At 59.1% G+C, this 12,487-nt stretch carries 11 protein-coding genes; 4 read left to right on the top strand and 7 right to left on the bottom strand.

Annotated elements, in window-relative coordinates; translation table 11 throughout:
• The first annotated feature begins 197 nt into the window (after positions 1–197).
• Both ACQKPC_RS01195 and ACQKPC_RS01200 read left to right on the top strand, forming a co-directional pair.
• Positions 198–1,199 carry a LacI family DNA-binding transcriptional regulator gene (locus ACQKPC_RS01195; RefSeq protein ID WP_427622834.1) on the top strand — a complete coding sequence of 334 codons (1,002 nt, stop codon included), beginning with the start codon at positions 198–200 and terminating at the stop codon, positions 1,197–1,199.
• A 10-nt stretch (positions 1,200–1,209) separates the two neighbouring features.
• Complete coding sequence (locus tag ACQKPC_RS01200; protein ID WP_427622835.1) at positions 1,210–1,707, top strand: heme-degrading domain-containing protein; 498 nt, start codon at positions 1,210–1,212, stop codon at positions 1,705–1,707.
• 219 nt (positions 1,708–1,926) lie between these two features.
• Here the strand turns inward: ACQKPC_RS01200 and ACQKPC_RS01205 are convergent, their stop codons facing one another.
• The 4 genes from ACQKPC_RS01205 to ACQKPC_RS01220 all read right to left on the bottom strand — a co-directional run bounded on the left by ACQKPC_RS01205 (position 1,927) and on the right by ACQKPC_RS01220 (position 6,959).
• Positions 1,927–2,580 (bottom strand): peroxiredoxin, encoded by a 654-nt coding sequence (locus tag ACQKPC_RS01205; protein WP_038982589.1) that lies wholly within the window; start codon positions 2,578–2,580, stop codon positions 1,927–1,929.
• Between the two features lie 159 nt (positions 2,581–2,739).
• Positions 2,740–4,152 (bottom strand): purine-cytosine permease family protein, encoded by a 1,413-nt coding sequence (locus ACQKPC_RS01210; protein WP_427622836.1) that lies wholly within the window; start codon positions 4,150–4,152, stop codon positions 2,740–2,742.
• 212 nt (positions 4,153–4,364) lie between these two features.
• Entirely contained in the window at positions 4,365–5,105 is a 741-nt protein-coding gene (locus ACQKPC_RS01215; protein ID WP_427622837.1) for a TorF family putative porin, read from the bottom strand.
• Between the two features lie 111 nt (positions 5,106–5,216).
• Entirely contained in the window at positions 5,217–6,959 is a 1,743-nt protein-coding gene (locus tag ACQKPC_RS01220; protein WP_427622838.1) for an amidohydrolase, read from the bottom strand.
• Between the two features lie 634 nt (positions 6,960–7,593).
• On the opposite strand from ACQKPC_RS01220, the gene ACQKPC_RS01225 reads away from it, so the two are divergent.
• Positions 7,594–7,950 carry a DUF6124 family protein gene (locus ACQKPC_RS01225; protein WP_192342650.1) on the top strand — a complete coding sequence of 119 codons (357 nt, stop codon included), beginning with the start codon at positions 7,594–7,596 and terminating at the stop codon, positions 7,948–7,950.
• Between the two features lie 128 nt (positions 7,951–8,078).
• Here the strand turns inward: ACQKPC_RS01225 and ACQKPC_RS01230 are convergent, their stop codons facing one another.
• The 3 genes from ACQKPC_RS01230 to ggt form a co-directional block, all read right to left on the bottom strand.
• On the bottom strand, positions 8,079–9,101 hold the full coding sequence (locus ACQKPC_RS01230; RefSeq protein WP_427622839.1) for a helix-turn-helix transcriptional regulator: 1,023 nt from the start codon (positions 9,099–9,101) through the stop codon (positions 8,079–8,081).
• A 112-nt stretch (positions 9,102–9,213) separates the two neighbouring features.
• Complete coding sequence (locus ACQKPC_RS01235) at positions 9,214–9,747, bottom strand: cysteine hydrolase family protein (protein ID WP_427622840.1); 534 nt, start codon at positions 9,745–9,747, stop codon at positions 9,214–9,216.
• 228 nt (positions 9,748–9,975) lie between these two features.
• A complete protein-coding gene (ggt, locus tag ACQKPC_RS01240) occupies positions 9,976–11,703 on the bottom strand; it encodes a gamma-glutamyltransferase (RefSeq protein WP_008068370.1) in 1,728 nt (575 codons plus the stop codon).
• 152 nt (positions 11,704–11,855) lie between these two features.
• Here ggt and ACQKPC_RS01245 point away from each other — a divergent pair, with 152 nt between their 5' ends.
• Positions 11,856–12,377, top strand: a complete 522-nt coding sequence (locus tag ACQKPC_RS01245; RefSeq protein WP_033036799.1) for a methylated-DNA--[protein]-cysteine S-methyltransferase — start codon at positions 11,856–11,858, stop codon at positions 12,375–12,377.
• The last annotated feature ends 110 nt before the right edge of the window (positions 12,378–12,487 follow it).

Consider the following 12,487-nt stretch of genomic DNA (forward strand, 5'->3'; position numbering starts at 1 on the left):
AATTTTCTCTTGTTCGGGGCGGATTAACGCTTCAGGTTTGACTATGATGTAACCGGTTACATCATGCCGGAAATTTAGGCTCAGTTACTTCAGGTGTCAAACCCGGGATTAAAAATGAAGCTCATTTCAGCGCACGGCCGGACTGCGGTAAGCTCGCCGGCCACGTTTACATCTGCCGGTTCGATAACGAGGTCGTATTGTCCAATATCCGTGAAGTAGCCCGGCTGGCCGGCGTCTCGGTGGCCACCGTGTCCAGAACGCTGAAGTCGCCCGAGCGCGTACTCCCCGAAACCCGGGACAAGGTCAATGCAGCCGTGGAACAGGCCGGCTACCGGCCGAACCTCATGGCCGTGCAGTTTCGTTCGCGCAGAACCGGCAATCTGGTGATTCTGGTCCCGGCCATCGCCAACACGTTTTTCGCACGGGTGATCAGCGGTGCCCAACAGGCGGCACAGGCGGCCGGATACCGACTGCTGCTGTGCGACACCCAGGGCCGCGAGGAAATCGAGCGAGAATTTGCCGCGCTGGCGTACGCCCACCAGGCCGACGGCGTGATTCAGTTGCGCGCCTACGACCCTTTTGAATCGCCCTTCCCCAACGGCGAATCACCGCCCTTGGTCAATGCCTGCGAGGTGATTCAAGGCGGGCGGCATCCGACCATCAGCCTCGACAACCGGGCGGCGGCCAAAGCCATGACGGAGCATCTGATCGATCTGGGCCATCGCCGGATCGGCCTGATCAAAGGCCCGAAAAGCAGCCCGCTCACACGCGACCGTGTGGCCGGTTATCAAGATGCATTGCACCAGGCCGGAATCGCCCCGGACGCGCAATTGATCTGCCACGGGGACTTCACGTTGAAGGCCGGTTTTGATGGCGCGGGAATGCTGCTGGAACTGCCCGACCGTCCGACCGCATTCTTTTGCGAAAACGATGAAATGGCGATCGGTGCATTGAAGCGCATCAAACAACAGGGTTTGCGGGTACCCGAAGATATTTCTCTGGTCGGTTTCGATGACATTCCGTTCGCAGCCTACTGTGATCCAGCGTTGACGACCATCGCGCAACCCGCCGAAATCTTTGGCCAAAAAGCCGTTGAAATGCTGATCGCCCTCATTGAAAAAAAGCCCATCCCGGACCGCCATGTGGTGCTGCCGTTCACATTAACCGTGCGTAACAGTACGACCGCCCGAAAGGGATGAGGGAGAAATCATGGACATCAAAACCGACCTGCAACGCATCGCGCTCCAGGAAGAAACCCTGAGGTTTGAGCGCTTCGACAAAGCGACGGCCTGGGACTTGGGCACCCGTTTGAAAACCGCCTGCGAGGAGCAAGGCGTGTCCGCCACGGTTGAGGTCAGGCTGGCGCGGGACACGGTGTTTGTCTACTCGATGCCAGGCACCTCCGCCAGCAATGCCGACTGGGCACGACGCAAGCGAAATGTCGTAGAACTGATGGAACTCAGCTCATACCGCGTAGGCCTGTCCTTTAAGCTTCAGGGCGATTCACTCGAAGGTTTGATGGGGTTGCCGTTGCGTGATTACGCCGACCATGGCGGCAGCTTCCCGGTGTCGGTCAAGGGCGTGGGGTGCATTGGCGCGGTCACCGTTTCAGGGCTTCCCCAGCGTGAGGATCATGCCCTGGTGGTTCAGGTGTTGGCCCAGATGTGCGGGGTCGACCCGAGCGAACTCGCACTTGAGGACGAGTAGCCCCGCCGCAGGCGGGTTGTGGGAGCGGGCTTGCTCTAGTGCCAGTCAGTTAAGAGATAGAACAAGCGATGAGTAACCTGTGGCGAGGGAGCTTGCTCCCGCTGGGTCGCGAAGTGGCCCCCCTTATCCCCAAAAAGAGGGGGACTGCTTCGCAGTCCAACGGGAGCAAGCTCCCTCGCCACAAGTTCAGTATCACGCTTAACTGACTGGACGGATCGGTTACTTCGGTTGCGCCACCGTGCGCAAATATGGTTTCACCGTTTTGAAGCCATCCGGATATTTCTTCCTGGCGTCCTCATCGGAGACCGAAGTGGGAATGATCACGTCCTCGCCCGGACGCCAGTTCACCGGGGTGGCGACGGTGTGCTTGGCGTTCAACTGCAGAGAGTCGAGCAGACGCAGCACTTCATCGAAGTTGCGCCCGGCACTCATCGGGTAGATCAGCATCGCCTTGACCTTTTTGTCCGGCCCGATGATGAACACTGAACGCACCGTAGCGTTGTCCACGGCAGTCCGTGCGCCGCCACTGGCATTCGGATGAATCATGTCGTAGAGCTTCGCCACCACCAGATTCTCGTCACCGATCATCGGATAGTTGACCGCATGCCCCTGGGTCTCTTCGATGTCTTTGGCCCAGGTCTGATGGTTACTGACAGGGTCGACGCTGAGCCCGACGATCTTGGTGTTGCGTTTATCGAACTCCGGTTTGAGCCCCGCCATGTAGCCAAGCTCAGTGGTGCACACCGGGGTGAAGTCCTTGGGGTGCGAAAACAGGATCGCCCACTTGTCGCCAATCCACTCGTGGAAATGCAGCGGGCCTTCGGTGCTTTCGACGGTAAAGTCCGGTGCTTCGTCGCCAATACGGATTGCCATATTCGTTCTCCTTACTGTTGAGTCGTAGGGAAGCCGCTGGCTGCTCCAACGGCATTCAGGATCTGCGTTGAACCTGTCAACGCGGATCAGTATAGGAGACGCCTGAACACAAGGGAGTTATCGCCGCGCCCACTCTGCAGCCCTTGAACGACGGGGCATTCAAGCCTTCGAGTTGCCTTCGACCGACACCGCAAGCCCGGATGTCCTGGCCAGCCCGTAGTAGAGAATGCCCGGCACCACCAGCCCGACGATCCAGGAAATATCGACGCCGCCGAGCTGCGCGACCATCGGTCCGGAATAGAAGTGCGTGTCGACAAAAGGCAGCTGAACCAGCACACCGAAGACATACACGCTGATCCCCAACACATTCCAGCGGCCATAACGCCCCGCCGGGTCGGACAACGCGGGAATGTCATAACGCTCTTTATTGATGAAGTAATAATCCACCAGGTTGATCGCGCTCCACGGGGTGAAGAAGGTCAACAAAAACAGGATGAAGTATTTGAACGTGGTGAGAAACGAGTGCTGCCCCAGCAATGCAAGCGCGGTGGACGCGCCGACAATCGCCAGCACAAACAGCATGCGTTTACCGGCGGATATCTCGAAGCCACGACGAAAGCCACTAATGATGGTGGCCACGCACATGAAGCTGCCATAAGCGTTGAGGGTCGACACCGTGACCTTGCCGAATACCACGCTCAAATACAGCAAGGAAGCGATCACGCCTGTACTGCCCAAACCAACGATGGTGGCGACTTCATGCCCGCGAAAACCCGTGCCCGCCAATGCCGCAGCGAACACCCCGAGTACCATTGACGCCTGAGCGCCCAGCACCGTTCCCAGGCCTACGGCGGCGAAGGTCTTCCAGGACGAGGTCTTGCTCGGCAGGTAGCGTGAGTAGTCGGCCACATAAGGGCCGAACGCGATCTGCCAGGACGCGGAAAGGGATACCGCCAGCAGGAAAGTGCTCCAGCCGAAATGGCGATTTTCCAGCAACAGGCCGATGTCGTTGAGCGTCATCAACCGGGTAAACAGGTAGACGAAGGCAATGATGCCCAGCACGCTGGCGACCCGTCCGACCAAGTGGATGACCCGATAACCGAAGATCGTCAGAAACGCGATGCAGGAGGCGAAAATCAGGATGCCGGCGCTGTCGCTGACATCGATCAACTGGGCAATGGCCTGCCCCGACAGTACCGCGCCGGTAGCGCTGAAGCCGAGGTACATCAGGCACACCAGCACAATCGGGATCGCCGCCCCATAGACGCCGAACTGCACGCGACTGGAGATCATCTGTGGCAACCCAAGCTTCGGTCCTTGAGCCGCGTGCAAGGCAACCACCGCACCGCCGAACAACTGGCCGATCAGCAAACCAATCAGTGACCAGAACACATCGCCACCCAATACCACCGCCAGAGCGCCGGTGACGATCGCGGTGATCTGCAGGTTGGCGCCGAGCCACAGGGTGAACTGGCTGTAGAGGCTGCCATGACGCTCGGCCTCGGGAATGTAATCGATCGAACGTGTCTCGATCAGGGGACTTCGCTGCTGTCTATCGCTGAGCCTGGTCATTACGGTGTTCTCTTCTGAGGGGCAGACGGGCAAGGGGTTTCAAGTCAAATACTGTTTTGTGGCGAGCGAGCTTGCTCGCGTTGGGCTGCGAAGCGGCCCCAAAAGCGACGGCTGCTGCGCAACCTAACGGGGGCAAGCCCCCTCGCCACAAGCAAGCTCCCTCGCCACAATTGATCGCTTGACTGTTAACTGACTGACAGGGCTTTTAACGCTTAGAAGGCCTTGCTGGCACTGGCGACCACGGTGGCAGTGCATAGATCGCCATAGCCGTACCAGCTCGCGCATTCGCTTTTCGACAGGTCGGTATCGATGTAGCTGAGGCCCCAGGTCACGCCCACGAAATCACGGGTCAGTTTGGCTTCCCACTCGGTGTAGGCATCGCGGCTTTCGCCGTTGGCGGACCAGAAAGCCGGGTCTTTGACATCGTTGCGACCCACGCGCAGGTCCAGGCCGATCTCGGCCGGCAATTCGATTTTGTAGCTGAGGTAGGTGTAGAGGGTGTCCTGGTCCTCGCCAAAGAAGTTCGGCGTATCGTTTGAGTAGTTGGCGCCGAGCTTCACGCCATAAACGTCAAGGATGGCGTAGACCTCACTCATGTTGAATTGGCCTTCCTTTGGATAGTCGTACTTGATGTACCCCAGATCCAGACTGATTGCCTCGGTCGCCTGCCAGTAGTAGCCCGCGTAGTACTCGAGTTCCTGCCGGGTTTTGTATGGGCCGCCGAAATCGATATTCGAGGTCCAGGCGCCAACGTACAAGCCGCTGCTGTGCACCAGCGTGGCGCCGGCCTGAACCGCCGGATCCCCCAGGGTTTGCGAAATGCCACGGGTGCGGTAGTCACTGACAACGCCCAGGGTCATGTCCAGGCTGAAGTCATCGTTAAGCGTCAGTGCCTGGCTGGTCAGGGGAGCCAATACAAGGCTGGCAAGGGTCAATGCTGAGCGTACGTTCATACAAGTCTCTTATTTTTATGGATCAGCGGGTGATTTCGGGCACGGCGTTGCCCTGCCCCTCGCAATGCGAGGAGCAGGAGCATTTTTTTCGGTGCTGCCGGCGGGTAGTCGTCAGGACGCGGGCGCGTAAACCTGCTTGCCAGCGAAGAAAGTCTTCAGGACCTTGGTGTCGAACAGTTCGTCGTCGCTGACCTTGAACACATCGCGGTCGAGGATGATCAGATCGGCCTGTTTTCCGGGCACCAGCGAACCAATCTGTTGCTCCAGCCGCAGGACTTTGGCGGCATTGAGGGTGTAGGCGTAGAACATGGTCTGGCGATCAATGCTTTCTTTGGCATTCAACACACCCAGCGGCCCTTTGCGCGTGCTGGCCTGAGCGATGGCATTCCACGGGTTGGGGCTGGACACCGGCCAGTCACTGCCACCGGCGATGACCGCACCGGCGTTATGCAAGGACCCGGCGGGATACTGATAACCGTAAGCGAATGCGCTGATATACGGTTTGACCAACTCCACCGTGTAAGACTCGCCGGTGGCCCACAGCAGCTGCATGGAAGCGATCACGCCAAGCTGCTTGAAGCGCGGAAACTCCTTTGGATTGACCAGTTGCAGGTGAGTGATGCTGTGGGCCATCGGTGTCGGGTTGAGTTTGCGCGCGTATTCAAAACCATTGAGTGACTCACGTACGGCACGGTCGCCGACCGCATGCATGTGCACAATCCAGTCACGCTTCTCCGCCGCGACGACCAATTCACCAAAGTGTGCCGGGTCGATCAGCAACTGACCGTTTTTGTGACTGTTAGTGAACGGAACAATCACCGCTGCCGTCTGCCCTGGAAACTCCAGGACGCCGTCAGCGAAGACCTTGATGCCAGGGAAGCTCAGGTTGGGCACGCCCTCGAATTTCTTCATCACCTTGGCCAGCACTTCCAGGTCGGCCGGCCGGCTTTTTGGGTTGGCCAGCAGCAGCGCCGCGACGTGGGCATTGAGCTCGCCCTTCTCCGCCAGTTCGCGGTAAAGCGGGAGAACACCGTAACTCTGCTCGGTGGCCTGGAAATCGAACAGCGAATCACCACTTCCGGCATTCGCTGCCGCGTCCATCCAGGCGGTAACGCCATATTGATTATTGACTTTCACAGCCTCGCGGGCAGCCTTGAGCATGACCTCGTTGCCGGGCGCGGGGATCTGACTGCGTACCTTGTCCCAGCGCGACTCGGCGAACAAACCATTGGGGGTGAAGTCCGCTGCGTGCCCCACGAAGCTGCGGTCCTGTTCCGACAGACCTTTTACCAATGCCGCGTCGATCTTCAGACGCTTGAGCATCGCGTTGTTGGCCCAGCCGGTATGCCCGTCAATCCCGCTGAGGACCACCGGTTGGTCCGCCCAGCGTCCCTGATTGAAGCGCTGACCGAGTTCGCGGCTTTTCTCCCAATAGGCCGAACTCACCCCGGCAATGCTGATCACGTCACCGGCCCGTGCTCGCCCCGCCTCATCTTGCTCGATCACCCATTGCTCGAGTTCCGGCAACGGCTTTACTTCATCCAGCAGGTTGGCCCCCTGGCTGTTGAAGGCCGCAACGACCGGGTGACTATGGGTATCAATCATTCCAGGCATCAGTACTTTGCCCGCCAGATCGATTCGTTGCGTCTGGGCATCGGCCAAGGCGTTGATCTCGGCATTGCTGCCCACTTTCAGAATCTTGCCGTCTTGCACCGCCACGGCCTGAACCAGTGCTTGACCGGGTTCGGCGGTAAAGACCTTGCCGTTGAACAGCACAAGATCAGCGGCGGCCATAGCCTGCACCGAGGAAAGGGCCAGGGCTGCAGCCAACAGGTTGGGAATGAATAGTTGCATCGGAACACTCACTTGTTTTTATTGGGCGGTTCGGGATGTGGACGCTTGTGACAATGCCTTCGGATCAAGTCCAACGAACGGCGCCTTGGCCCCGCTCAGGAAGTGGCCCGAACAGACGGCCGCAAGCCTCTGACATGCAGGCCTACCCTATAGGGCGCAAACGTCGGATGGACCTCTACAAATGAGGAGGGGTGAGGCAATTAAATGACAGAGATCCGATCTGGTGGGCGGCGGACCCTGTGGGAGCGGGCTTGCTCGCGAAGACGGCGGCACAATCAACATAGACCGAAGAGGCTTGTTTAAAAGACCTGAAAGTTACTTCCTGAAAGCTACAAAACCTTGCGCCGTTGCCTACGGCTGCACCAGAATCCGCTGGCTTGTGCGCCTGGAGCTCCGCCGGTAACTTGATTCGCATCACTGATTCCCAGTGATCGGGTTTAGCAGCCCGGCTAGTCATTCACGGTTGCACATGTCTTATCCAGTCAGGCATTCGCCTGCACTTGATGGTGGCTGTGCGCATGGCACCTTCGGGTGCGCCGGGTTTGGGTGACTTACCGGTCTGCTAACTTGCGCACAGCTGCCACCCTTTCGTTTAGCAGCGAGATGGTTGCGGCCTCACTAGAGGTTAGTCACCATGTTCAAAGTCACACCCAATCCGCCGGACACTGATCCGATCTCCCCGTACGAACCCGATTCAAAGAAGCTCAACGAGGCCGCCGAGCGGGCTCTGAACTTCCACTTCCCGTCGAATGCCGACATCAAAGCCACCGCGCGTACACCCAGCACTATGTTTTCCGTGGACCCACAGGCCACAGCCGAAACCCTGGCGGTTTTTTTGGTCGAGACGCTGGCCTCGGTCGATGTGATGGTCCATCAGTTGGTGGATCATCTGGAGGGTGAGTCGCGCTACGCCCTGCTGGGCATTTCAAACAGCATCATGGTGGCGGAGATCACGGCGAACCGGGTGCTGGATAAAATCAATACACCTTAGACATGTGAGCTCCACTCTCCATAGATGTAGGAGCGAGGCTTGCCCGCGAAGAACGATAACGCGGTGTGCCAGACCTGACGCCTTCGCGGGCAAGCCTCGCTCCTACAGGGCGCGCGTTGTAGGCGGATTTAATCGCGGCGCGGCGCATCCGCAAGCGAGGTCGCTGAACGCAGCACCGACCCCAGTTCCACCTTGCTCTTCACGCCCAGTTGCAGGTAGCAGTTGCGCAGGTAGGTGCGTACTGTCGCAGGGCTCAACTCCAGGATTTTGGCAATCTCCTTGTAGGAATGGCCGGCGGCGAACAGCATGGCTGCCGTTCGCTCGCGTGGCGCCAGCATCGCCCCGCGCGACTGGGCTTCGAGCGACAGGATAACGTGCTCGGCGTTAGGGCTCAGTGTCAGGGCGCAGCGGCCCAGGCGCATGACGCAGGGTGCCTTTGGCAGTTGCGCGATCACCTGCGCGGGAAGCATTGAGCCGTTCCAGCCGGGTAACTCACGCTCAATGGCTGCACACAGCGTTGCTCCCACGTACAGCAAGCTGCCGTCCATACGCGCGACACCAAAGTCAGACGCCCCGTTGCCCGTGTCGAAGCGGATCATGTCCTGCACCTGGAATCGCCACAGCTGCAACAGATGGTCGCAGAAGGCCGAAAACAGATCGGCCTCGCTGTCGTTGAAAGCCGAGGCATCAATGCCTCGATAGAGACAGACGAAGAACATCAAGCCGCTTTCGGGTAACTCGAAGGTGATGCACATCAGGTAGTAGAGGTCGTGGCGCCGAGCGAATGCATTCACTTCTTCATTGGGGTCGGTGAAGCCGCTGTCGCGCACGACCTCACCGGGTCGACTCATGGTGTCATCGGAGAATTTGTCGTTGCGCGCACACGTGTGCCACTCGGCGGTAAACGACTCGGGCAGATTGATTCGCCCGTGCATCCAGTTTCTGGTCGAAACATCGACGCCCGGCGCAGACATCTCGCCCCACCATGCCGAAGCGAAGGGCACCAGTTGGCTGAACGCCTGCAGGCCGTCGGTGATGAAGCGGGATGCACCGCGATCTCGGGCAAGACGCCCCAGGTGCAATACGCAAAGATTGAACGCTTGCAGCGTTGCCATCGACGCCTTGGCGCCGACCTCATCACCCTCCTCCATCGCTCTGATCCTGTTCGCTGCATGGCGTATTATTTTTTTGACCATGCCATAGGCGCAGCGAATGCGTCCAGCCCCTGGCACGCAAGCTCCCTGCCGTGGGGTAGGCGCTGTTTCAGACTTTGATTTCGCTGGCCGGCATCACATCGATTCGCGCCACGGAGCCGGTCAGGTGCGCCAGATCCTTGTTGTGTTCAGTAATGATGTCTTCGGCGCTCATCGTGCCGTTGTCGATGGTGGAATGGGCGTCGGCCACCAGCACGACGTCGTAGCCCAATTGATGCGCCTGGCGAACGGTGGCGTTGACGCAGTAGTCGGTTTGCAGGCCGCAGATGATCAGGCGGTCGGCGTCCAGCTCTTGCAGCTGTTCATGCAAGTGGGTCTGGTAGAACGAATCCGGGGTGGTTTTGCGCACGCGCAGGTCTTGGGGTGATGTCTTCAGACCGTCGGCCAGTTGCCAGCCTTCGCTGCCGTGTTGCAACAGGTCGCCCTCTTCTTCGTGCTGGATCAGGATGACCGGGATGTCGGCGGCCCGGGCTTTGGTGCTGAGGTCGTTGATGGTGTCGATGACGCGCTGGATGTCGAAGCATTCATACTCGCCGGTGCACAGCGCGCGTTGGACATCGATGATCAGGAGTGCGGTGCTCATGGCTTCCTTCCTTAGATAGGTCGGTAGAACGATGGAATTCAACTCCCTTTTAACCTGTAGCAACTGTCGAGCTTGCGAGGCTACGTTCGAGCCCCTGTAGGAGCTGCCGAAGGCTGCGATCTTTTGATCTTGCTTTCGCTGACATCAAAGGCAAAAGATCGCAGCCTTCGGCAGCTCCTACGGGGATCGGGGCCACCCGGGAGTTCAGGTGGCCGGTGATCGCCTGCTTTAGTAACCGAGTGACAACCCGGTATTACGCCGTGGATCGTTCGCTCCATAGAAGCGGTTCTTGCCCACTGGCTTGCCTTCCAGCGAAGGCGCACCTACCAGAATAGCTGCGATATGGTTGGGGTCCTGCGGCCCGGCAAATTTGTGCCCCCAGCTTTCGAGCATCTTCTTGGTGTCCGGGCTGGTGGCGAAGTTCTCCAGGTTGGTTTCTTCCGGCAGCCATTGCTGGTGGAAGCGCGGCGCATCCACCGCTTCCTGGATGTTCATGCCGTAGTCGATCACGTTGAGGATGGTCAGCAGGGTTGCAGTGATGATGCGGCTGCCACCGGGAGTGCCGACGACCATGACGACTTTGCCGTCCTTGGTGACGATGGTCGGGCTCATGGACGACAGCGGCGCCTTGCCTGGGGCGATGGCGTTGGCTTCGCCCTGCACCAGACCGTACATGTTCGGCACGCCGATTTTCGAGGTGAAGTCGTCCATTTCATCGTTGAGGATGACCCCGGTTTTGCTCGCCATGACGCCGGCGCCGAACCAGTCGTTGAGGGTGTAGGTCACCGACACCGCATTGCCCCATTTGTCGACGATCGAGTAATGGGTGGTATTGCTGCCTTCGTGGGGCGCTACGCCGGGTTTGATCTCGCGGGACACGCCGGCCTTTTGCGGATCGATGACTTCACGGATTTTGGTCGCGTAGTTTTTATCCAGCAAATGGGCGATCGGATTTTTCACGAAGTCCGGGTCGCCGAGGTAGCTGTTGCGGTCCACATACGCGTGACGCATCGCTTCGATCTGGTAGTGCATCGCCTGAGCCGAGCGGAAGCCCAGGTCTTTCATCGGGTAGCCGTCGAGAATGTTCATGATCTCGCAGATCACCACGCCACCGGAGCTTGGCGGTGGCGCCGAGACCACGTGATAGCCACGGTAATCGCACTCGATCGGCGCCAGTTCGCGGGTCTGGTATTTGTCGAGGTCAGCCTGGGTGATGATGCCCTTGTTGGCTTGGCTGGAGGTGACAATGGCGTCGGCCACCCAGCCTTTATAGAAACCGTCGGCGCCCTTCTCGGAAATTTCCCGCAGGGTTTTGCTCAAGTCTTTTTGTACGAGTTTCTGGCCCACCTGCATCGGCTCGCCATTGCTCAGGAAAATCGAGCCCGAGTCGCGCATGTCTTTCTTGAAGACGTCGGTGGCGTACTCCAGCAAATCGACATCGCCCTGCTCCAGCACAAAACCGTCTTCGGCAAGCTTGATGGCCGGGGCGATCACTTCCTTGCGGGGTTTGGTACCGTATTTCTTCAGGGCCAGTTCCATGCCCGAGACGGTGCCCGGCACGCCAACGGCAAGATGGCCGCGTGTGCTCAGGTCCGGGATGACGTTGCCCGCTTTGTCGAGGTACATGTCGGGGGTCGCGGCCAGCGGGGCTTTTTCACGGAAGTCGAGGAACGTCTTGCGCCCGTCCGCCAATTGAATCGTCATGAAACCACCACCGCCCAGGTTGCCCGCCGCGGGGTACACCACCGCCAGCGCATAACCCACCGCAACGGCGGCATCGACGGCGTTGCCGCCATTCTTGAGCACATCGACGCCGACGTGGCTGGCCAGATGCTGGGCGGTGACGACCATGCCGTTTTCGGCTGCGACCGGGGCGACGGAGGCCGCGTGGGCGGTCAGACAGCTCAGCGCCAATGCGGTTGCCACGAGCGATTTGGTAAAAGGTTCGAACTTCATGAGTCGGTCTCTTTTTGTTTTTAGGTTCTGTTCAAAAACAGAGGGAACGGTTCAAGAGCAGTAGGCAAGTATGGCTGGGATTGCGTATTGCGCCTCCCCGACGAGGCAGTATGCTGGGCCCCCTGTTCAGCACTTTTGCGGAGTCCGCCGGCATGTCCTACACCTTCACCACCCTGGCGTCTCCGGTCGGCGAATTGAAACTGGTGGCGAAAGGCGCGCGACTGGCGGCCATCCTCTGGGAAAACGACAAACCAGGCCGGGTAAGGCTGGGGCCGATGACTGAAGCAGCGGACAACCCGATCCTGGTGCGCACCGCACAGCAGCTGCAGGAATACTTCGCTGGCACGCGTAACCGTTTCGAGCTGGAACTGGACTTTGCCGGGACGGAATTTCAGCAGAAGGTATGGCAGGCGCTACTTACGATTCCGTTTGGCGAAACGCGTAGCTACAGCGAGATTGCCCGGCAAATCGGCAATCCCAGTGCGGTTCGCGCGGTGGGTGCGGCGAATGGCAAGAATCCGATTTCGATTATCGCGCCGTGTCATCGGGTGATTGGGGCGTCGGGGAAACTGACGGGGTTTGCCGGTGGGCTCGAGGCGAAAGAGCGGTTGCTGACGCTGGAGGGCTGCGAATGGTCAGGGACCGGCAAGATGGATGATTTGTTTTTGAGCTAATGAGCCCTTGTGGCGAGGGAGCTTGCTCCCGCTCCAGTGCGTAGCGCTGGCAAAATCTTCGACAAGGGGCGTTTCACGCCCAGCGCGAGCAAGCTCGCTCGCCACAAAAC

Source organism: Pseudomonas sp. NPDC089918, from assembly GCF_050280605.1.
Taxonomy (GTDB): domain Bacteria; phylum Pseudomonadota; class Gammaproteobacteria; order Pseudomonadales; family Pseudomonadaceae; genus Aquipseudomonas.

What these genes read in the sequence shown, in the direction of transcription:
- ACQKPC_RS01220 (WP_427622838.1), bottom strand. Translation starts at nt 6,959, where the DNA reads ATGCAACTATTCATTCCCAACCTGTTGGCTGCAGCCCTGGCCCTTTCC.
- ACQKPC_RS01235 (WP_427622840.1), bottom strand. Translation starts at nt 9,747, where the DNA reads ATGAGCACCGCACTCCTGATCATCGATGTCCAACGCGCGCTGTGCACC.
- ACQKPC_RS01225 (WP_192342650.1), top strand. Translation starts at nt 7,594, where the DNA reads ATGTTCAAAGTCACACCCAATCCGCCGGACACTGATCCGATCTCCCCG.
- ACQKPC_RS01210 (WP_427622836.1), bottom strand. Translation starts at nt 4,152, where the DNA reads ATGACCAGGCTCAGCGATAGACAGCAGCGAAGTCCCCTGATCGAGACA.
- ACQKPC_RS01200 (WP_427622835.1), top strand. Translation starts at nt 1,210, where the DNA reads ATGGACATCAAAACCGACCTGCAACGCATCGCGCTCCAGGAAGAAACC.
- ACQKPC_RS01245 (WP_033036799.1), top strand. Translation starts at nt 11,856, where the DNA reads ATGTCCTACACCTTCACCACCCTGGCGTCTCCGGTCGGCGAATTGAAA.
- ACQKPC_RS01215 (WP_427622837.1), bottom strand. Translation starts at nt 5,105, where the DNA reads ATGAACGTACGCTCAGCATTGACCCTTGCCAGCCTTGTATTGGCTCCC.
- ACQKPC_RS01230 (WP_427622839.1), bottom strand. Translation starts at nt 9,101, where the DNA reads ATGGAGGAGGGTGATGAGGTCGGCGCCAAGGCGTCGATGGCAACGCTG.
- ggt (WP_008068370.1), bottom strand. Translation starts at nt 11,703, where the DNA reads ATGAAGTTCGAACCTTTTACCAAATCGCTCGTGGCAACCGCATTGGCG.
- ACQKPC_RS01205 (WP_038982589.1), bottom strand. Translation starts at nt 2,580, where the DNA reads ATGGCAATCCGTATTGGCGACGAAGCACCGGACTTTACCGTCGAAAGC.